The sequence below is a fragment of the Rhodopseudomonas palustris genome (genome assembly GCF_003226555.1).
In the GTDB taxonomy this organism is placed as follows: domain Bacteria; phylum Pseudomonadota; class Alphaproteobacteria; order Rhizobiales; family Xanthobacteraceae; genus Rhodopseudomonas; species Rhodopseudomonas palustris_I.
This window is the reverse complement of the sequence record NZ_QKQS01000033.1, coordinates 125,675-146,611: the sequence shown is the minus strand read 5'-3', so window position 1 is coordinate 146,611 and position 20,937 is coordinate 125,675. Positions and strand designations below refer to the sequence as shown.

The following is a 20,937-nucleotide window of genomic DNA, read 5'->3' as shown; positions in this document are numbered from 1 at the left end:
GCATTCAAGCGCGCGTTCGGAACAAGCCGCTGCAGCGGAGCAACCTGCGCTGTGGCGGGCCGGGACGAACGAGCCGACCACCTCCGTACAACCTCAACAATAGTTGAGGTCTACTGCTCCAATAGTTGAGGGCTTGGTGCGCGGCTGACGCCGCTCAGGACCAACTCGTCGCCGTCCGAGGAGCGCGGATGCTCCTCGGCACCGGCAAGCTGAAGAAAACTCTGGAATCGGCGCGATTAATTCAGCCCGATTCCGGCCGCCCGCATGCGCGCAATGCGTGCAGCCGGCTTGTGATCGGTGCGGAAAGCCGTATTGCTTGGGCAAACCCAAAGGGAGGCGACGTTCGGCTCGTGCGGCCAAGGCGTAGCGTGCGCCGCCTTTCAACGCTCGGGCCGGCCCATGACCACGACGACACCACCTGCCGAAACCTCGCATCGCTTCGGCTGGATCACCGATCAGCCTTATCTGCTGCTCAGCCTGACCTCGCTGTTCTGGGCCGGCAACGCCATCGTCGGCCGCGCCGTGGCCGGCCACTTCCCGCCGGTGACGCTGTCGTTCCTGCGCTGGGCCTGCGCGTTCCTGATCGTCGCGCCGTTCGCCTTCCGCCATCTGATCGCCGACTGGAAGGTGATCCGCCGCCATCTCGTCCTGATGGTGACGGTGTCGGTGATCGGCATCTCCACCTTCAACACGCTGCAATACACCGCGCTGCAGTACACCACCGCGCTGAACGTACTGCTGCTGCAATCGACCGGACCGCTGTTCGTGGCGCTGTGGGCGCTGATCGTGCTTCGGGTGCGCCTCACCTTGATGCAGGCGGTCGGCATCGCCACCTCGATGGTCGGCGTCGTGGTAATCATCCTGCACGGCAACATCGCCGAACTCGCCGCGATCGAACTCAACATCGGCGATGTGATGTTCGTCGGGGCGCTGGCGATGTTCGGGCTCTACACCGCGTTGACGCAGAAGCGGCCGCAGATGCACGCGCTGTCGTTCCTCGCCTTCACCTTCGGCTGCGGCGCGCTGTTTCTGATCCCGCTGGAGATCTGGGAGCTCACCACCAAGCCGCTGCCGGCATTCGACTGGGCCAATGTCGGCGCGCTGTTCTACGTCGCGGTGTTCCCGTCGATCATGGCGTATCTCTGCTACAACCGCGGCGTCCGGCTGGTCGGCGCCAATCGCTCGGCGCCGTTCTTCCATCTGATCCCGGTGTTCGGCTCGGCGATGGCGATCGTGTTTCTCGGCGAGCAGCCGCATCTGTATCACGCGGTCGGCTACGCGCTGGTGCTGACCGGCGTGATCGTCGCCGCGCGCAAGCCGAAGGCGGGCTAAACGGCGTTTCGACGGACGGCAATAGAGCCCTGGAGAGACGATGCCACCTACGGTGGAACTTTGTTCCGTGCTATAGGCCGAGCCTTTGAGAACAAGGGCGAGGATCAATGGCGACGAACAGCCCTGCCGGGGGTCTCAAGCTTCTCGCGACTTTCTTCAACAACATTGCGGTGGCCTGGGTCGCGACGGGAGTCATCGGCCCAATCGTCGGCTTGATCTACGATTACGATAAGTTTGCCAAGAACATGACCATGCTCTGGAGCCTCCCGGTCATTTGCGTTTGCATGGCCGTGGTCCTACATTTAGCGGGGCAGTACGTTCTCCTTGAGCTGGAGAAATTCGATGAGTCCTGAAGCGGTCGTTCTCAGCTCCGCTGTCGCGGTGCCTTTGACAATCGTCGCCCTCGGAATTATCGGCGCCAAATTGCTCGTCAGGCGCAGTCTGGCAAGGAAGGCCGTTGCTGGGGCAGGAGCTGAAGCTGATTTTGACGCTGCGCTCCGCCGGGCGCTTTCACGCGTGAGAGCCGCCTTCGGAGTTGAAGCGGCCGGGCTCGCCAGCCCCAATGCCGTTTCAGCGCCCTCACCGCTCACCGCCGACGCTCTCGCGAGCCTTTCCGAGGTGTTGTCTGAAACGAAAAAGAGAGATGTCCTGCAGGCGGAGGCAGCCTTGCAAGCGGCTGTTCTGTCGGCCCGAGCCGCTCACGAACTGCAGCTGCGAGAGTTGGAACGTCGTCTGAGCAGTTACAAGAGCATCATTGCGGCGAGCGAGGCTTCGGCAGCTCAGGCAGAGTCCGAAGACCAGTCGGCGGAGGAAGGCGCGTCAAGAACGCAGGCACGGCCATGACACCACTGCCTTGTTGGAGTGGTTCTGTTTTTGATGGAATTAGGACCGCACTGTCTAACGGGTCGCAACTGACAAAACCTCATGGTGAGGAGGCGCGAAGCGCCGTCTCGAACCATGCGCCGCAGGCGATGTGGCTCCTCATCCTTCGAGACGCCCGGCTTTGCCGGGCTCCTCAGGATGAGGACTTGAGTGCGCTTGGAAAGGCCAAGTCCGCTTCGATCAATCGATGAAGCACTCTAGGCGGGCCGGACGAAAACTGGTGCCAGGATCTCTGCCGCTTTCGCCATCGCAGCAAGCCCGTCGACGTAACGCTTTCGATATGCGCGTCGTGGAGATTGAACCGAGCAGGGATCGTTGGCGCCGCGGTCACTTGGTGGGGATGTGGAACTTGCTGAAGGCTTCGCGGGTGCAGAGGATCAGATGTTCGGCGCAGGCGTTGCGCCGATGCGGCTCGCACTGGGAGAGATATTCCGGCGACTGCATCATTCCCAGGAACGCGTCGACCGACGGGTAGTACACCAGCGAGACGTAGTCCCAGCGTCCATGATCGGCGTTGCCGAACGCCACCGCCTTGGCGTTGCCGTTCCACAGCAGAATCCCGCCGTAGCTCTTCACCAGCGCCACCTTCTGCGAGCTGTAGCGCAAGTAAGCGTCCCAGCCGGTGCCGTCACCGTCGCCGGCCTGCTCGCTGAACCGGATCAGATTCACCATCACCACAGGACCAGGATCGTCACGCTCCAATTGGGTCAGGCCTTGGATGTTCAACTCGTCGATGCTCATGTGCGCCCCATTCGACTTTCCGGCACAAGATGCGCGGATCGCCCGTGATGTGGTAGCCGATTCTTCGCCGCAGTGGACCGCTCGCGCCATCCTTCAGACATCGCAGCCGCGATGGAACCCGCGCGGCCAGCGATGGCCACGCATGCCAGCAATCCGCTGCGCGCATCTTTTGCAACGGCGCGAATTCGGGCACCAAGGGCGGCTCGTTCCCTTGCCCCGGTCCCTTGTTTGATCGCCCGGTTCCGCTCCATGTTCGGCTGGCTCGCCCACCAGCCCTATCTGCTGCTCAGCCTGACCTCGCTGTTCTGGGCCGGCAACATCGTGCTCGGACGCGCGGTGGCCGGCCATGTTCCGCCGGTCACGCTATCGTGCGCGCGCTGGATCGGCGCGATGCTGTTGCTGCTGCCGTTCGCCTGGCCGCATCTGCGGCACGATTGGCGCAAGCTGCGCGCGCATTGGCGACTGATGATCGTGCTGTCGGCCACCGGCTTCGCGATCAACAATGCGCTGTCCTATTGGGGGCTGCAATATACCCAGGCGCTCAACGCGCTGCTGATGCAATCATCGGGACCGCTGTTCGTCGCGCTATGGTCGCTGCTGCTGTTCGGCGTGCGGCTGTCGTGGATGCAGGCGATCGGCATCGCGCTGTCGCTGCTCGGCGTCCTGACCATCATCCTGCGCGGCGATTTCGCGGCGCTGGCCGCAATCCAACTCAACCGCGGCGACCTGATGCTGGCCGCCGCGCTGTGCGCGTTCGGGCTGTATTCGGCGCTGATGCCGAAGCGGCCGGCGACGCATCCACTCTCGCTGATCGTCGTCACCACCGGCGGCGGCGCGCTGTTGCTGCTGCCGTTCGCGATCATGGAATACGCCAGCGGCGTGCGGCCGAGCGCCGACTGGATTACCGCGGTCACGCTGGCTTACGTGGTGATCTTCCCGTCGATGCTGGCGTATCTGTGCTTCAACCGCGGCGTGGCGCTGATCGGGCCGAACCGCGCGGCGCCGTTTCTGCATCTGATGCCGGTTTTCGGCTCGGTGATGGCGATCGTGCTGCTCGGCGAAAAGCCCGAACTGTTCCACCTCGCCGGCTACGCCATGGTGGTGGCCGGCGTGTTCATCGCAGCCCGACGCTGAGGCACCGCGCGGCTGCTACGCCGCGCGCACCGTGTGCAGGAACTTGCCGACCTCGGCCTTGAGCCGGTTGCTCTCGCCGGCGAGCGACTGCGCGGCGTGCAGCACTTCGCCGGCGGCGGCGCCGGTGCCGCTGGCGCCGTGCTCGACCTCGACGATGTTGGACGACACGTCGCGCGTACCTTCGGCCGCCTGCTGGATGTTGCGCGAGATCTCGCGCGTCGCCGCGCCCTGCTCTTCGACCGCAGACGCGATCGTCGCGGCGATCTCCGACATCTTCTCGATGGTGCCGCCGATGCCCTTGATGGCTTCGACCGACTCGTGCGTCGCCGACTGGATGCTGGCGATCTGCTGACCGATCTCGCCGGTCGCCTTCGAGGTCTGTTCGGCGAGCTGCTTGACCTCCGCGGCGACCACCGCGAAGCCGCGGCCGGCCTCGCCGGCGCGCGCCGCTTCGATGGTGGCGTTGAGCGCCAAAAGGTTGGTCTGCTGCGCGATGGTGTTGATCAGTTCGACGACATCGCCGATCCGCGCCGCCGCCTGCGACAATTCCTCGACCCGTTGATTGGTGTGCTCCGCCTGGGCGACCGCTTCCTGCGCGATCTGCGACGAGCTCTGCACCTGACGGCTGATCTCTTCGACCGATGCGGTCATCTCCTCGGCCGCGGACGCCACCGATTCCACGTTGGTGGACGCCTCCTCCGAGGCGCTGGCCACCTTCACGGTGAGATCCTGCGACAGCGCGGCGTGGCGGCTCATCGTGCCGGCCGAGGCTTCGAGTTCGGTCGACGCCGACGACACCGTTTCGATGATCTCGCCGATCGCGCTTTCGAAATCGTCGGCCAGCTTGTGCATGTCGGCGCGCCGCTGGGCGGCGACGATCGCATCCTGGCGGATCCGGGCTTCGGCCTCTTCGCGCGCCTTGGCGGCGGCGTGGACCTTGAGGTCCTCGATCGCGTTCGCCATGTCGCCGATCTCGTCCTTGCGGTCGAGCCCCGGCAGCGTCAGATCGAGCTGTCCCTGCGCCAGCTTGTGCAGCGCGCCGCCGAGCTCGGCCAGCGGCCGCAGCACGCGGACGAAGGTGATCCACAGGCTCACCAGCACCAGCGCGCCGGCGGCGCCGAGCGCGGCGAGCGACTGCATCAGACGTGAACTGCTGCGAGCCGAATCGGCACCGGCTTCGGCGTCGGCCGCCTGGCCGATCGCGCCGGCCAGTTTGAGGATGGTTTCGATGCCGTCGGTCGCGCGAGCGATGTAGTCGCCGCCGCTGAGCGGATAGGTGCCGGTTTCGCCGGCGGCGAGGACGCTGTCGCGCACCCGCGCATAGGTTCCGAAGTAATCGCTGTCGACGGTGCGGATCGCATCGATCACTGCGGGCGGGGCATCGGCGCGCTGCTTCAGCGCCGCGACCATCGGCCAGGCAAGAGCGATCTGGCCGCGAAACGCCGCGGTCTCGGCGATCTCGGCCGGCGTGAACTTGGTGCGTGCGCTGACCTTGGCGCCGAGATAAGCGCGCTCGCGCCCCGCGTTCTCGGCCATCATCGCCGTCAGATGCCGCAGCCGGATCATCTGCGCCAGCGTCACCGATGGCGGATCGGTCAGCGTTTCGAGGGTGCTGCGCAGCGAGTTGGCGGCGAGATCGATCGAACGGGTGATGATGCCGAAAGCACCACTCACCACTTGCGAATCGCGGGCCGACGCCGGCCTGCCGATCTCGTCGTCGATCCGAGAACGCAGCGCGACATGATCCTGCCGCGCGCGCCGAGCGGCGGCGACGGCCGCGGCGGCGGCCTTCATTTCCGGCACCTCGCCGATCAGCCGCATTGCCTCGTCGAAGGCCGCATCGCCCGCCTCGCGCACCTTGGCGAGGTCGGCCCGCCGCTGCGGATCTGCAGCATTCGGAGCGCTCAGCGCCGCATTGCTCAGGCCGCGCTCCAGTGCCCAACGGCCGGCACTCGTCAGCAGCAGCTGGGAGATGCGATTGTCCGCGACGAAGGCTTCGGACTGACGGCGCCGGATCAGCGCATCACGCGCGTCGAAGCCAGCGAGCGTCATGGCTGTGGCGGCAAGCGCGAGAACGATCAACGGCAGCAATACACGGATCTTGAGAGTCATCGCCGGCTCCTGGTTGGCGCAGTTCACACGAGCGACGGCGACGCGTGCCGGTTCCGGAAACGGAACAAGCCGCAGCAAATCTATGTTCGATTTCGATGGTGGGGGTTCGCCGTTGAACGCCGTGCATCACGCCAATCGCAGCGGTTCAACACTACCTACGCGAGTATCAATTTTCGTTAATCGTGGACTACGTAAGAGTCCTCAGCGACGAAAGACGAAGACACACGTCGCGTGTTACTTCGCGGCCTTGAAATACCAAGGCGCCGCCGTCGTGCGAAACGGCGGCGCCCTGGTCGTAACCGTTACTGACGACAGCCACGTCAGGCGGCACGGATCGTATCGAGGAAACGGGCGACTTCGCGTCGGAGCAGATTGCTGTCGCCGGCGAGCGACTGCGCCGCCGCCAGCACTTGCGACGAGGCAGTGCCGGTCTCGCCAGCGCCGCGCTTGACGTCGGCAATGTTGGTCGTGACCTGGCTGGTGCCGCGCGACGCCTGCTGGATATTGCGCGAAATCTCGCGGGTCGCTGCGCCCTGCTGCTCGACCGCTGAGGCGATCGAAGCAGCGATCTCGGAGATATGGCTGATGGTGTCTGTGATCTCCTTGATGGCCGTCACCGATTCGCCGGTGGCCGACTGGATGCCGCTGATCTGCGCGCTGATCTCGCCGGTCGCTTTGGCCGTCTGTTCGGCAAGCTGCTTGACCTCGGCGGCCACCACGGCAAAGCCGCGGCCGGCCTCGCCGGCGCGCGCCGCCTCGATGGTGGCGTTGAGCGCCAAAAGGTTGGTCTGGCCGGCGATGGTGTTGATCAGCTCCACCACGTCGCCGATCCGGGTCGCGGCCTTGGCGAGTTCGCCGACGCGGTCGTTGGTGCGCTGCGCCTGACCGACCGCCTCGTTGGCGATCCGCGAGGAGTCCTGCACCTGCCGGCTGATCTCGTTGACCGAGGTCGACATCTCCTCGGTCGCGGTAGCGACGGACTGAACGTTCGACGAAGCCTCCTCGGACGCCGTAGCGACCATCGAAGTCAGTTGCTGCGACCGCTCCGCCGTCGTCGTCAGCCTGCCAGCCGAAACTTCCAGCTCGTTGGAGGCCGAAGACACCGTTTCGACGATCTTGCCGACCGCCGCCTCGAACTTGTCGGCCATGTCGTTCATGTCGCGCCGACGCGTTCGGTCGGCATTGGCCTGATCTTCGGCGCGCTGCGCGATGCCGCGCTTCAGCTCGCCCTGCATGGTGCGCAGCGACGCGGCGAGCACGCCCACTTCGTCGGCCTGTTCGATCGCAAGTTTCTGGTCGAGATCGCCTTTAGCGATGCCGTCGGCGAAGCTGGCGCAATCGCCGATCGGCCGGGCGATGCTGCGCGCCGCGAACGCAATCACCGTGATGGCGAGCACGACAACCAGGATGCCAGTGCCGAGCTGCCAGAACATCGCCGAGTTGGCACGCTGGTTCAATGCGAGATCGAGTTGGTGGGCCGAGGACAGCACGACGTTGCGCGGCACCGAGATCAGCACCGACCACGGCGTGCCGGTGCGACCGACCGAGATCGGTGAGTAGATCTCGACGTTATCCCATTTGGGATCGTCGAGGACCTTGCCCTTGCCTTCCTTGACGATCGCCTGACTTTCCGACCAGCGCGGGTCGGCGCTCGACGCCGCCTTGCCGATCGACTCCGGGTTGGCGCTGTTGGCAACGATCAACCCTGTGTCGTTGAGGATCACGACCTTGCCGTCGCCGCCGAACAGCGAGCGGTTGGCCTGGGTGGCGAGCTTCTGCACGAAATCGAGATTGTAGTCCGCGCCGGCAACGCCGACGAACTTGCCGTCGATCTTGATCGGCACCGACATGGTCGCCAGGAACACCGCTTTGCCCTGCACGATATAGGGCAGCGGACCGAGAATGTTCTCCTTGCCGGTGGCCTTCGGATTGATGAACCACGCGCCTTTCACCAAGCCATTCGGATGCCGCTCCTGGCTATCGTATTCGACCAGCGGCTGCAGCGCGATCGCGCCGCTGGCGCTCCGGGTCCAGTAAGGAAGAAAGCGGCCGGTGCTATCCGAGCCCATCGTCTGGCGGCCTTTGAACGCGACGTCGTTGCCGTCGAGCGCGTTGGGCTCCCATGCCGAGTAAGTACCGTTGAACGCCGGGTTCTGCTCCAACGTGTTCTTGAGCACCGCGTTGAGCTGAAGCCGGCGGTTGCCATCGGTGGTGCCGGCATTATTCGGATCGGCGAGAACTTCGAACGCGTGCGCCATGTTGCGCGCGGAGTCGAGGCCAAGATCGAGCTCGAACTTGATCGCGGCGGCTTCGGCGTTGGCGCGATTGAGCAGACTTTCCTTGGTCTGCTGATCGACCAGCTTCATCACTTCGGTCGAAACGTAGTGATGGGTGCTCTGCGCAGACAGCACGCTGTAGCCGATCAGGATCAGACTGGCGCCGGTCAAGCAGAGGCCTGCCACCAACGCGATCTTCACCTGAATCTTGCGGATGGATTTGAACGAGAACGTCATGGGGAACTCCTCAGAGGGCCCCACACTGCTCGTGGCTTGTTTTGAATTGTTTAAGCAAACGCCTCGTGCGGCTACGGGGGCGAGGCGCTCCCGACTAATACTTACGTCGAAATCGGAGCGTCTAACTATGCGCCGCCGATCAGGATACCTACGGCCAGCACAATGACGCCGCCGAGCACGATCTGAAACACCGCGTGCAGGAACGGCGTGTCCATGTATTTGGCGCGGACGTAGGCGATCGCCCACAATTCGACGAACACCACCAAAGCGGCGATGCCGGTCGCGATCCAGAACGCGTTGGCCCAACTGTCGGGCACGAGATACGGCAGGGTGTGACCGAGGCCGCCGAGCGTGGTCATCAGTCCGCAGATGCCGCCGCGCAGCCACGGCGAGCCGCGCCCGGTCATCGAGCCGTCGTCGGACAGCGCTTCGGCAAAGCCCATCGAGATGCCTGCGCCGATCGAGGCGGCCAGACCCACCAGGAAGGTCGGCCAGTTCTGATGGGTGGCGAAGGCGGCGGCGAACAGCGGCGCCAGCGTCGACACCGAGCCGTCCATCAGGCCGGCGAGGCCGGGCTGGACGTATTGCAGCACGAACATCCGACGCGCCGCATGATCCTCGGCGCTGCGGGCGTCGGGGGTGAGGATCTTGTCGGTGAGCTGCACGGCACGCTGCTCGTGGCGCTTTTCGAACTCGGCGAGGTCGGTGAGCAGCTTGCGAATGTGAACGTCGGTAGCGCGCTCGGCGGCGCGCTCGTAGAAGCGCTGCGCCTCGAACTCCATCGTCTCGGCTTCTTTCCGGATGCGGTCGAGCGGCAGGTTGCGGGTCAGCCAGATCGGGCGGCGGCGGATGAAGCCTTTGACGTCCTCGCGGCGGATCGGCGGCAGATTGGGCCCGAACTGCTCCTCGTACATCCGCAGCAACATGTGGCGATGGCCCTTCTCCTGCTGGGCCATCTCCGTGAAAACCCGCGCTGAGTCCGGGTAGCGGTCGGCGAGATCTTCGGCGAAGGCGAGATAGATCCGACTGTCCTCCTCTTCGCTGGCAATCGCCACCGCCAGGATTTCGCGCTCGGTCAGCTCGGAAAACGCCTTCATCGCACCGCTCTTAAATTTAGAATGCTTCTAAATAGAGTTGCCGGTCGCCGCTGTCAAAGCCGGCGCACATCCGGGACAGCCAATTGGTCGCAGGGCTCGTCATCGCTGCTTCATCGATCGGTCAGGCGATTGTGACGTCGCACCGTCACAAGACCGGCTTCCATCACAGGAGGCTGTTTCATGCGAAATCTACTGCTCGGTTCGGTTGCGATCTTTGCGCTGGCGACGTCCGCGGCCCTGGCCCAATCCGAAGGCGAATTCCCGGCCACTCTCGCCGGACACGCCGTGATGCCGGCGGCCTCGTTCATCGAGGCGCCGAAGGATGCGCCGGACGACCTGAAGACCTCCGGCAAGTACACCACCGGCAAGCGCGTCGACGCGCTCGGCAGCATCGAAGGCAAGTCCAACGGCCGGCCGACCGGCGTGTCGCTGCCGTTCCAGGGCCAGCCGCTGCAGGGCCATTCCGGCATCAAGAAGATGGACGACGGCAGCTTCTGGGTGCTGACCGACAACGGCTTCGGCTCGCGCTATAATTCGGCCGACACCATGCTGTTTCTCAGCCACCTCAAAATCGACTGGGCCGGCAGCAAGGTCGACCGTGTCGCCACCGTGTTCCTGCACGATCCCGACAAGAAGGTGCCGTTCCGGATCGTTCACGAGAACACCGACAAGCGCTATCTGACCGGCGCCGATTTCGACACCGAAGGCTTTCAGATCATCGGCGACCGCATCTGGATCGGCGAAGAATTCGGCCCGTATCTGATCGAAGCCGACATGGCCGGCAAGGTGCTCGGCGTGTACGAGACCACCGCCGACGGCAAGCCGGTGAAGTCGCCCGATCATTGGTCGGTGCAGTCGCCCGGCGCCCCGGGCGCCAGCTACAACGCCGCCGTCAACCTGAAGCGCTCCAAGGGCTACGAAGGCTTCGCCGCCTCCAAGGACGGCAAGTTCCTGTACGGCCTGCTCGAAGGCCCGCTGTGGGACGCCGCCAAGAAGGACTGGGAAAAGGTCGACGGCAAGGAAGCCGCACGGATCCTCGAGTTCGACGTCGCGCAGAAGAAGTTCACCGGCCGCTTCTGGACCTACGTGTTCGAGCAGAACGGCAATGCGATCGGCGACTTCAACATGATCGACGCCACCCATGGTCTGGTGATCGAGCGCGACAACGGCGAAGGCACCAAGGACAAGGCCTGCCCCGAAGGCAAGCCGGGCACCGACTGCTTCGCCGATCTCGCCAAGTTCAAGCGGATCTACAAGATCGAACTCACCGACGTCGGCGCCGGCAAGCCGGTGAAGAAGATCGGCTTCATCGACCTGATGAAGATCCGCGATCCCGACAAGAAGGCGAAGAAGCCGCTGACCGACGGCGTGCTGGCATTCCCGTTCTTCACGATCGAGAATGTCGACAAGGTCGACGACAGTCACATCATCGTCGGCAACGACAACAACCTGCCGTTCTCGACCAGCCGCGAGCCGAACAAGGCCGACGACAACGAGTTCGTGCTGCTCGAAGTCGCCGACTTCCTGAAGGCGAAGTAAGCGCTTCGCCTTCGTCGTTCCGGGGCACGCGCGCGAGCGCGTGAACCCGGAACCTCGCGGTGATGATCAGAGGCGTCGCTCGCAACCTCCGGATTCCGGGTTCGCGCGTTTCACGCGCGCCCGGAATGACGTTGCGGGGGATGAGCGCCGCTCCAGCGCGTGCGGCGAAGTAATCGATGTATCTACGCCGGCGGCGACATCCAGCGCGTCAGCCGCGCGAACATGCCTTTGGCCGGCAGTGCGGGCGCGGGGTCGGCCTGCTCGATATGGTTCAGGAATTTTTCGAGAAAACGGTCGTCGCTGGATTCGATCACCAGGAAGTCGGTGTCCCCGGTCGAGACGCTGTAGACGTAGCACAGGCCGTCTGTCCGCGGCGGCGTCGCCACGCCGACCGCATCCTTGGCGATCGTCACGCCATCGGGATCGATGTCGCGGGCGATCAGAGCGCGGGTCAACCACGCCAGATTGCCGACGAACTCCGGCTCGAATGCGATGGTGCCTTGCAGCATCACGGGCATGCGCTACCTCTCGTCATTCACGCATCCCCCCAGCCCCCTATTGTCATCACCATCACCGAAAAGGTTCAAGTCACGTCATTCGTGATCAGGCCGCTCGGATCTTGCGCAGGAAGTCCTGGACCGACGATCGCAGCGCACCCGACTGGCCGTCGAGCGCCTGCGCGTGCGACAGCACATCAGCGGCGGCATCGCCAGTCGCGGAGGCTGCGGAACTCACCCCGCCGATGTGATCGCTGATCTCGCTGGCGCCGGCCGCAACCGACTGAATGTTGCGGGCGATCTCGCGGGTGGCGGCGCCCTGCTGCTCCACCGCAGTCGAGATCGCCATGGTGATCTTGTTGATTTCGCCGATCGTCGCGGTGATGCCACCGATCGACTCCACCGCGCTCGAGGTCGATGCCTGCATCGCGGCGACCTGCGCGGAGATTTCCTCGGTGGCCTTGGCGGTCTGGCCGGCCAAGGCCTTCACTTCGTTGGCGACCACCGCAAAGCCGCGGCCCGACTCGCCGGCGCGCGCCGCCTCGATGGTGGCGTTGAGGGCGAGCAGATTGGTTTGCGATGCGATCGAATGGATCAGCTGCACCACCTCGCCGATCTTCTCGGCGCCGACCGAAAGCTGCATCACGGTCTCGTTGGTGTGCTCGGCGTCGTTCACCGCCCGCCCTGCGATCTCGCGCGATTGCTCGACCTGGCGCGAAATCTCCTGCACCGACGCCGACAGCTCTTCAGACGCCGACGCGACGGTGCCGACCATGGAGGACGAGGAATCCGAGGCGGAACCGACCGCTGCGGCGCGGGTCGAGGCATCCGCCGCGGTCGAGGTCATCGACTGCGCGGTCGACTGCATCTGCCGAGTCGCATCGGCGACGCTCATGACCACGCTGTTGACGCTCGATTCGAAATCGTCGGCGATGCTGCGCATCAGCGCGGCGCGCTCGGCGGCGGCCCGTCGCTGCGTCTCCTGCTCCTGCTGCTCGAGGCCACGGATGCGGAGCGCATTGTCCTTGAACACCTGCACGGTGGCGGCCATCTCGCCGACCTCGTCGCGACGCTCCACGCCCGGAATCGCGGCGTCGAGCTGGCCCTCGGCGAGCCCCTTCATCCGGGTGCCGAGGTCGCCGAGCGGTTTGGTGATGCTGCGGCTGATCGCCCAGGCGACCAGCGAGCAGATCGCGCCGATCGCGAGGATGGCGGCGCCGAGCCACATCAGGATCGGCCTCAGTTTTGCGTCGATATCGTCGAGATACGCGCCGGTGCCGACCAGCATGTCCCAACCCGGGATCGCGGCGGCATAGGAGATTTTGCGGATCAGCTCCTCGGAGCCCGGCTTCTTGTACTCGTAGGGCAGGACAACGAAGCCCTTGGCGGCGACGCCGTCGCGCAGATCGCGCACGATTTTGCGCCCGCCGGTTTCGACGTCGAGGCGGTTGGTGCCGATCAGCTTCAGGTCCGGCATCACCATCGTGGTGCCGTCCATCTTGTAGGCGAACATATAGCCGTTGCCCTTGTCGTAGGTCATCGCATGGGCGCGCTGCTGGAATTCGGCGATCGCAGCATCCTTGGTGAGTTTGCCGGCATCGACCTGCTTCTGGAGCCCGATCGCCATGTTCACCGCGGTCTCGACGATCGCTTTGGTCTGCTCGAGGCGGTCGCTGCGCATCTCGCGCAGCAGGATCGACGCGGCGAACAGACCCGAGGCCAGGAGACCAAGCATCGCCACGGCGACCAGGACACCGAGCTTCGGCGTGATCCGCAAATTAGTGAACTTCACTGCGTGGGACTCCTGCGCATCTGAAACCAGCTGCGAGAAGCGTTAGCGGCTTTACAGTGTCCAATCGGTTTAAAGAGTTCCACGTAGGAACCCGAGGGTGGCTCCTGACCGCCCGTCGAAACGCGAAGCCCCGGGCAGACCGTCAAGTCTGCCCGGGGCGAAGTGATTAGCGAGAGCCGAAACTGCCGGTGGTCAGGCGGCGCGGACCTTGCCGAGGAAGTCGTCGACCGCCCGCCGCAATTCGCCGGACTGCGCGTCGAGTTCGCGGGCGTTGGCGAGCACCTGGTCTGCGGCCGAGCCGGTCGCGGTCGCCGCTTCGGTGACGCCGCCGATATGCATACTGATCTCGTTCGATCCGGCCGCGACCGACTGGATGTTGCGGGCGATCTCGCGGGTCGCGGCGCCTTGCTGCTCCACCGCGGTCGAGATCGCCATGGTGATCTCGCTCATCTTGGCGATGGTCGCGGTGATGCCGCCGATCGACTGCACCGCGTTGGTGGTCGAGGACTGCATCGCCGCCACCTGGGCGGAGATTTCCTCGGTGGCCTTGGCGGTCTGGCTGGCGAGCGCCTTCACTTCGCTGGCGACGACCGCAAAGCCGCGACCGGACTCGCCGGCCCGCGCCGCCTCGATGGTGGCGTTGAGCGCCAGAAGATTGGTCTGCGACGCGATCGAGTGGATCAGCTGCACCACCTCGCCGATCTTCTCGGCGCCGGTGGAGAGCAGCTTGACGGTCTCGTTGGTTTGCGCCGCGTCGTCGACCGCCTTGCTGGCGATCTCGCGCGACTGCTCGACCTGACGCGAGATCTCGGTGACCGACGCCGACAGCTCTTCGGCTGCGGAGGCGACCGTGCCGACATTGTTGGAGGCGCTGGCCGAGGCCGACGACACCGTCGCGGCGCGGGCGCTGGCATCGGTCGCGGTCGCGGTCATCGACTGCGCGGTCTGCTGCATGCCGGAGGTCGCAGACGTCACCGACTGCACCACGCCGTTGACGCTGTGTTCGAATTCGTCGGCGAGCCGCTCCATTGCGCTGCGCCGCTCGGCCGCGGCGCGTTCCTTGGCGGCTTCCTCGGCGCGCTCGAGATCGCGGATGCGCAGCGCGTTGTCCTTGAACACCTGCACGGTCTTGGCCATCTCGCCGACCTCGTCGCCGCGGTCGGTGCCGGGGATCGGTTGCTCCAGTTCGCCGTCGGCGAGCGAAGCCATCCGCGTCCCGAGTCGGCCGAGCGGACGGGTGATGCCGCGGGCGATCAGTACCGCAAACAAGCCAGCGATCAGCGCGATGGCGAAGATCGTGCCGCCCAGCGTCCAGAAGATCGGCCGCAGCTTGGCATCGACGTCGTCGAGATAGGCGCCGGTGCCGACGAACATGTTCCAGCCGGGAATTGCCAGACCGTAGGACATCTTGCGGATGTTCTCGTCGGTGCCGGGGCGGCGGAAATCGTAGAACAGGGTGACGTCGCCGTTGGCGGCGACGCCGTCGCGCAGCTCGCGCACCAGATAGCGATCGCCGGTCGCCACGTTCATCCGGTTGGTACCGACCGCTTTTTTGTCCGGGGTGGCGATGGTGAGGCCATCCATGGTGTAGGCGAACAGATAGCCCTGGCCGTTGTCGTAGGTCAGCATCGCCGCATCGCTGCCAAACTGCGCGATCGCCTGCTCCTTGGTGAGCTCGCCGGCCTCGACCTTCTTCTGCAGACCGACCGCCAGATTGCGACCCATCTCGGTGATCGCCTTGGCCTGATCGAAGCGCGCGCGGAGCATCTCCCGCTGCATCATCACGCCGGCGAAGATTCCAGCCAAGCACAAGCCAATCATGGTGCCTGCAACCAGCAGGCCCAGCTTGGGGGCGATACGAAGATTGCTGAACTTCACGAAACTCTCCCCGAGGTACGACACCGCATGCGAGAACAATGCGCTCGTACAACTACGTGGAAAGTGTTCCCGGACGGTTACTGCAGCGCACGCAATGCCACAAATTGCGTACTTGCGGGCGGGCGCCACAAAAGCAAATCCCTCCCCCAAGGGGGAGGGATTCATCAAGTGTTAACCGGGACCGCAGGTCGCCGCCGGGTGATCGCGCCAGTGAGCTGGCGCGACTCTCGGAGATCAGAAGGTCAGCGGCTTGACCTGCTTGACCTGCGGCAGCGCCTGGACCTTCTCCAGGACATCGGCCGGGGCCGGACCGTCGATCGTCACCAGGGCGATGGCGTCGCCGCCTTCACTGTGACGGCCGAGGTTGAAGGTCGCGATGTTGACCTTGGCGTCGCCGAGCAGGCTGGCGAACTTGCCGATGAAGCCCGGCTTGTCCTCGTTGGTGACGTAGATCATCGAGGCGCCGAACTCGGCGTCGACGCGGATGCCCTTGATGTCGACCAGGCGCGGCTTGCCGTCGGCATAGACCGTGCCGGACACCGAACGCTCCTGCTTCTCGGTGGTCACCGTCAGGGTGATCAGGCTCTCGTAGTCGCTCTCGGCGGCGCGGACGACTTCGTCCACCACCATGCCGCGCTCCTTGGCGATCACCGGCGCCGAAACCACGTTGATGTCGCCCAGCATCGGGCGCAGCAGGCCGCTCAACACCGCCGAGGTCAGCGCCTTGATCTTCATCTCGGCGACCTCACCCTCATAGGTGATGGTGACCTTGGTGATGCCGGTCTCGGTGAGCTGGCCGGCGAACGAGCCGAGCTTTTCGGCCAGCTCGATGAACGGCTTCAGCTTCGGCGCTTCTTCGGCGGTGATCGACGGGAAGTTGATCGCGTTGGTGATCGCGCCGGTCAGCAGATAGTCGCTCATCTGCTCGGCGACCTGCAGCGCGACGTTCTCCTGCGCTTCAGTGGTCGAGGCGCCGAGATGCGGGGTGCAGATCACGTTCGGCAGGCCGAACAGCACGTTCTTGGTGGCCGGCTCTTCCGAGAACACGTCGAACGCCGCACCGGCAACCTGGCCGGACTTCAGCGCTTCAGCGAGCGCGTTCTCGTCGACCAGACCGCCGCGGGCGCAATTGATGATGCGGACGCCCTTCTTCATCTTGGCGATCGCAGCCGCGTCGATGATGTTCCGGGTCTTGTCGGTGAGCGGGGTGTGCAGGGTGATGAAGTCGGCGCGCTTGAAGACGTCTTCGAGCTCGACCTTCTCGACACCGAGATCCTTGGCGCGCTCCGGCGACAGGAACGGATCGAACGCGATCACTTTCATCTTCAGGCCGAGGGCGCGGTCGGCGACGATCGAACCGATGTTGCCGCAGCCGATCACGCCGAGGGTCTTGGCGGTGATTTCGACGCCCATGAAGCGGTTCTTTTCCCACTTGCCGGCCTGGGTCGAGGCGTCGGCGGCCGGAATCTCACGGGCCAGCGACAGCATCATGGTGATGGCGTGCTCGGCGGTGGTGATCGAATTGCCGAACGGGGTGTTCATCACGATGATGCCCTTGGCGGTCGCCGCGGGAATCTCGACGTTGTCGACGCCGATGCCGGCGCGGCCGATCACCTTGAGCCGGTTGGCCTTCTCCAGGATCTTCGCGGTCGCCTTGGTGGCGGAGCGAATCGCGAGTCCGTCGTAATTGCCGATGATTTCGGCGAGCTTGTCTTTGTCCTTGCCGAGGTTCGGCTGGAAATCGACGTCGATGCCACGATCCTTGAAGATCTGCACGGCGGCTTCCGACAGCGCGTCGGAAATGAGGACTTTGGGAGCGGTCATGGGATGTGATCCTGATGAATCTTGAATAGGGGAAGCAGTCCAACGAGTCGCGGCGCGCTCCCTCGCCCCGCTCTTGCGGGGAGAGGGTTGGGTGAGGGGCTGCTGAATCCGCGATGTGCGGAAGCGCCCCCTCACCCGACCCAGCTACGCTGCGCTCCGCCGGGTCGACCTCTCCCCGCAAGCGGGGAGAGGTGAAAAGGCTCAGGCGGCTTGCGCGAGGCCGGCCTTGGTGGTCTCGAACGCGTAGTCCAGCCACTGCGTCAGCGCGGCGACGTCGGCGGCTTCCACCGTGGCGCCGCACCAGATCCGCAGGCCGGGAGGGGCGTCGCGATAAGCACCGAGATCGTAACCGGCGCCTTCCTTCTCGACCACCGCAACCAACTTCTTGGCGAAGTCGGCTTGAGCGTCGGCGGGCAGTGCGGCGATGGCGGGATCCACCACCTTGAGACAGACCGAGGTGTTGGAGCGGATCGCCGGATCCTTGGCGAGGAAGTCGACCCAGGGGGTCTTGGCCGCCCAGTCGGTGATCACCTTGGTGTTGGCGTCGGCGCGGGCGATCAGGCCCTTGAGGCCGCCGACCGACTTCGCCCAGTTGAGGGCGTCGAGATAGTCCTCGACGCACAGCATCGACGGGGTGTTGATGGTTTCGCCCTGGAAGATGCCCTCGATCAGCTTGCCGCCCTTGGTGAGGCGGAAGATCTTCGGCATCGGCCAAGTCGGGGTGTAGCTCTCGAGCCGGGCAACGGCGCGCGGGCTGAGGATCAGCATGCCATGCGCGGCTTCGCCGCCGAGCGCCTTCTGCCAGGAGAAGGTGACGACATCGAGCTTGGCCCAGTCGAGCGGCTGCGCGAAGGCGGCCGAGGTAGCGTCGCAGATGGTCAGGCCTTCACGGTCGGCCTTGATCCAGTCGGCGTTCGGAACGCGGACGCCCGAGGTGGTGCCGTTCCAGGTGAAGACGACGTCGGTGTTGCAATCGACCTTGGAGAGGTCGGGAATTTCCCCGTAACCAGCTTTGAGCTTGGTGACGTTGGGGAGCTTCAGCTCCTTGGTGACATCGCCGACCCAGCCGTCGCCGAACGATTCCCAGGCCAGCGTGGTCACCGGGCGCGGCCCGAGCAGCGACCACAGCGCCATCTCGACGGCGCCGGTGTCGGACGCCGGAACGATGCCGATCTTGTAGTCGGCGGGGACCTCGAGCACGTCGCGGGTCAGATCGATCGCGAGCTTGAGCTTGGCCTTGCCGACCTTCGCGCGATGCGAGCGGCCGAGCGGGGCGTCCTTGAGATTTTCGGGGGTCCAGCCGGGGCGCTTGGCGCAGGGGCCGGAGGAGAATTGCGGCGCGTTCGGCCGCGAAGCGGGCTTCGCTACAGTCATAGTCTATCCTTCCAGATAGCTGCCTCTCGGTGGGGAGAGGTTTCCCGCCGCTGGGGATAGTCCTTTGGCTTCGAATGTCAAGGAAGTTCGCCATCCGGAAGATCACGGACAGCTACGACTTTCGCCGCCGCCGCGCCCCCCTCCCCGATCACGACGCCGCGATGACGGCGGGGGACAAACCCACGCCGCCGACGTTGCCGCCGGCGGCGCTTGGGATCTGTCGTTCGGCTCGCGGTCCGGCTCAGGCGACCTTGGCGACGAAACTCTGCACCTGAGCGCGCAGCTTGTCGACCTGGCCGGCGATCTCGCTGGACACCCCGTTGACGCGCATCGCGATCTTGCCGGTGTCGTCGGCGGCGTGGCTGATACCAACGACGTTCGACGTCACCAGCGCGGTGCCGGACGAAGCCTGCTGCACGTTGCTGGCGATCTCCCGCGTGGCGGCGCCCTGCTCCTCGACCGCGGACGCGATGGTGGTGGACACCTCGTTGATCTCGCTGATCCGCTTGCTGATCGCTTCGACCGCTCCGACCGACTCCTCGGTGATCGACTGCATCTCGCCGATCCGCGCGGTGATTTCCTCGGTGGCCTTGGCGGTCTGGCTGGCGAGCGCCTTCACTTCGGCCGCAACCACCGCGAAGCCGCGGCCGGACTCGCCGGCGCGCGCTGCCTCGATCGTGGCATTGAGCGCAAGCAGATTGGTCTGCGCCGCCACCGCGTTGATCAGCTTGACGACATCGCCGATCCGCTGCGCCGCATCGGCCAGGTGCCTGATCTTCTCAGTGGTCTGCGCCGCCTCTTCCACTGCCTGATGCGTGCTGGTGGTGGAATGCTGGATCTGCCGCGAAATCTCGGAGATCGAGGCCGTGAGTTGCTCGGCTGCGCTGGCCACGGTCTGCACGTTGGCCGAGGCCTGCTCGGCGCCGGACGCGACGCTGACCGATTGGCGGCTGGTTTCCTCTGCCGCTTCGGCCATCGCCCCGGCATCGGATTTCAGCCCGGTGGACGCCGTGGTCAGCAGCCCGGCAACGTCGTCCATGCCCGCCGCGAAGCATTGCGCTTCTTTCGCCACCTCGCGCACCCGGCGGTCCATCGAGTCGGAGGCCGTATTGATCACCACCGAGGCGTTCTTGAACGAGCCGGGCAGACCGCGGGTCAGCACCTTACGAAAGGTCTTACCGTGGCTGACATACTCCATCGAGGCGGACGACTCGCGAACGAAGGCGTCGACGATGTCGAGCATGTTGTTGACCTCGGCCTGAGCCCGGCCGATCTCACCGCCGTCGCGGCGGCCCTGCACGCGGGCCTCGAGATTGCCGTGCGCGGCTTCGACGCAGACGGCAGCGATCTCTTTGAGCGCCGCCGAAGTGCCTCGCAGCAGCCAGACAGCGTAGCCAATCAGCATCAGGGCGATTCCGATTGCGGCCAGTTCGACGATATAGCCGAGCGAGCCGACCACCATTCCGACGGCACTCAGCCCCACCATCACCACCGCGGCGGCAACGACAGCGACGATCGCCTTAGACAGAGAAGATGAACTCATCATACTCGACACCCCGATCCTTGAGCATGTTCATCAGCATTCCATATCCGGCCATCATGCCGTCCTTGGCGTTGCGATGCTTGGTTTCTTCGTCGCGCAATTGGCGATACAGCGCCTCGATCTGGGTGATCTGATCGCGATCCGGCTTGCGTCGATTGGAATGGAACCCTGTGACGTTGCGCTGGGCGTCCAGCGTCGGAGTGACGTGCGCGAACACCCAGTAGTGATCACCATCGCGCGCCATATTCACCACATAGGCAAAGATCTCTTTCTTCGCCTGGATCGTGTCCCACAGCAGCTTGAAGATCGAGCGCGGCATGTCCGGATGGCGCACCAGCGAATGCGGCGCGCCGATCACGTCCGACCGAGGATACTTCGCAAGCCGGACAAATACGTCGTTGGCGTATGTAATATGCCCTTTCAAATCGGTCTTGGAGACGATCAGTTCATCTTCGTCGAACGGGCATTCGATGCCCGTAGGCTTCACCTGCGGCCGAGTCATCGATCGTGCACTCCTAATTTCCGACAAGCTAAGTTGACAGTTGTCGGGGCAGCAGCCTCCCTTCCCGAGAAGCCGCGCCTCCTATAGCGCACAGAATCTTACTGACCCTATTACCTCGACGTTAAACTGCCACCAAGTAGCAATACTGGGCCACGACAACCGAAGGGATTTATCGAA

At 64.8% G+C, this 20,937-nt stretch carries 16 protein-coding genes; 5 read left to right on the top strand and 11 right to left on the bottom strand.

Annotated elements, in window-relative coordinates; all coding sequences use genetic code 11:
- The first annotated feature begins 399 nt into the window (after positions 1-399).
- From DNX69_RS23780 to DNX69_RS26170, 3 genes are all read left to right on the top strand, one after another.
- Entirely contained in the window at positions 400-1,332 is a 933-nt protein-coding gene (locus DNX69_RS23780) for a DMT family transporter (protein WP_110788471.1), read from the top strand.
- A 107-nt stretch (positions 1,333-1,439) separates the two neighbouring features.
- Complete coding sequence (locus DNX69_RS23775; protein WP_110788470.1) at positions 1,440-1,685, top strand: hypothetical protein; 246 nt, start codon at positions 1,440-1,442, stop codon at positions 1,683-1,685.
- A complete protein-coding gene (locus DNX69_RS26170; RefSeq protein ID WP_133256043.1) occupies positions 1,675-2,175 on the top strand; it encodes a hypothetical protein in 501 nt (166 codons plus the stop codon). The genes DNX69_RS23775 and DNX69_RS26170 overlap by 11 nt, the downstream gene beginning before the upstream one ends.
- 366 nt (positions 2,176-2,541) lie before the next feature.
- On the opposite strand, the gene DNX69_RS23765 is transcribed toward DNX69_RS26170, so the two are convergent.
- Positions 2,542-2,955, bottom strand: a complete 414-nt coding sequence (locus DNX69_RS23765) for a DUF1330 domain-containing protein (RefSeq protein ID WP_110788468.1) — start codon at positions 2,953-2,955, stop codon at positions 2,542-2,544.
- 228 nt (positions 2,956-3,183) lie between these two features.
- Here DNX69_RS23765 and DNX69_RS23760 point away from each other — a divergent pair, with 228 nt between their 5' ends.
- Positions 3,184-4,089: a DMT family transporter gene (locus tag DNX69_RS23760; RefSeq protein ID WP_110788467.1), complete on the top strand. Its 906-nt coding sequence runs from the start codon at positions 3,184-3,186 to the stop codon at positions 4,087-4,089.
- Between the two features lie 15 nt (positions 4,090-4,104).
- Here the strand turns inward: DNX69_RS23760 and DNX69_RS23755 are convergent, their stop codons facing one another.
- From DNX69_RS23755 to mbfA, 3 genes are all read right to left on the bottom strand, one after another.
- The gene (locus tag DNX69_RS23755) at positions 4,105-6,201 is read right to left on the bottom strand and encodes a methyl-accepting chemotaxis protein (protein WP_110788496.1); all 2,097 of its coding nucleotides are present in this window, start codon (positions 6,199-6,201) and stop codon (positions 4,105-4,107) included.
- Positions 6,202-6,521: 320 nt separating this feature from the next.
- Complete coding sequence (locus DNX69_RS23750; protein WP_110788466.1) at positions 6,522-8,714, bottom strand: methyl-accepting chemotaxis protein; 2,193 nt, start codon at positions 8,712-8,714, stop codon at positions 6,522-6,524.
- Between the two features lie 125 nt (positions 8,715-8,839).
- The gene (mbfA, locus tag DNX69_RS23745; RefSeq protein ID WP_110788465.1) at positions 8,840-9,811 is read right to left on the bottom strand and encodes an iron exporter MbfA; all 972 of its coding nucleotides are present in this window, start codon (positions 9,809-9,811) and stop codon (positions 8,840-8,842) included.
- A gap of 180 nt (positions 9,812-9,991) precedes the next feature.
- Between mbfA and DNX69_RS23740 the strand changes: the two genes are divergently transcribed.
- Positions 9,992-11,350 carry an esterase-like activity of phytase family protein gene (locus DNX69_RS23740; RefSeq protein ID WP_110788464.1) on the top strand — a complete coding sequence of 453 codons (1,359 nt, stop codon included), beginning with the start codon at positions 9,992-9,994 and terminating at the stop codon, positions 11,348-11,350.
- A gap of 182 nt (positions 11,351-11,532) precedes the next feature.
- Here the strand turns inward: DNX69_RS23740 and DNX69_RS23735 are convergent, their stop codons facing one another.
- From DNX69_RS23735 to DNX69_RS23705, 7 genes are all read right to left on the bottom strand, one after another.
- Complete coding sequence (locus DNX69_RS23735) at positions 11,533-11,868, bottom strand: hypothetical protein (protein ID WP_110788463.1); 336 nt, start codon at positions 11,866-11,868, stop codon at positions 11,533-11,535.
- 85 nt (positions 11,869-11,953) lie between these two features.
- Positions 11,954-13,639 (bottom strand): methyl-accepting chemotaxis protein, encoded by a 1,686-nt coding sequence (locus DNX69_RS23730; RefSeq protein WP_110788462.1) that lies wholly within the window; start codon positions 13,637-13,639, stop codon positions 11,954-11,956.
- A 192-nt stretch (positions 13,640-13,831) separates the two neighbouring features.
- Positions 13,832-15,517, bottom strand: a complete 1,686-nt coding sequence (locus DNX69_RS23725) for a methyl-accepting chemotaxis protein (RefSeq protein ID WP_110788495.1) — start codon at positions 15,515-15,517, stop codon at positions 13,832-13,834.
- 234 nt (positions 15,518-15,751) lie between these two features.
- Positions 15,752-17,341 (bottom strand): phosphoglycerate dehydrogenase, encoded by a 1,590-nt coding sequence (gene serA / locus DNX69_RS23720; RefSeq protein ID WP_110788461.1) that lies wholly within the window; start codon positions 17,339-17,341, stop codon positions 15,752-15,754.
- A 201-nt stretch (positions 17,342-17,542) separates the two neighbouring features.
- Positions 17,543-18,715 carry a phosphoserine transaminase gene (locus tag DNX69_RS23715; RefSeq protein WP_110788460.1) on the bottom strand — a complete coding sequence of 391 codons (1,173 nt, stop codon included), beginning with the start codon at positions 18,713-18,715 and terminating at the stop codon, positions 17,543-17,545.
- 241 nt (positions 18,716-18,956) lie between these two features.
- Entirely contained in the window at positions 18,957-20,261 is a 1,305-nt protein-coding gene (locus DNX69_RS23710; RefSeq protein ID WP_110788459.1) for a methyl-accepting chemotaxis protein, read from the bottom strand.
- Positions 20,236-20,760 (bottom strand): PAS domain-containing protein, encoded by a 525-nt coding sequence (locus tag DNX69_RS23705; RefSeq protein WP_110788458.1) that lies wholly within the window; start codon positions 20,758-20,760, stop codon positions 20,236-20,238. Before DNX69_RS23705 ends, DNX69_RS23710 begins: the two co-directional genes overlap by 26 nt.
- Positions 20,761-20,937 lie beyond the last annotated feature (177 nt).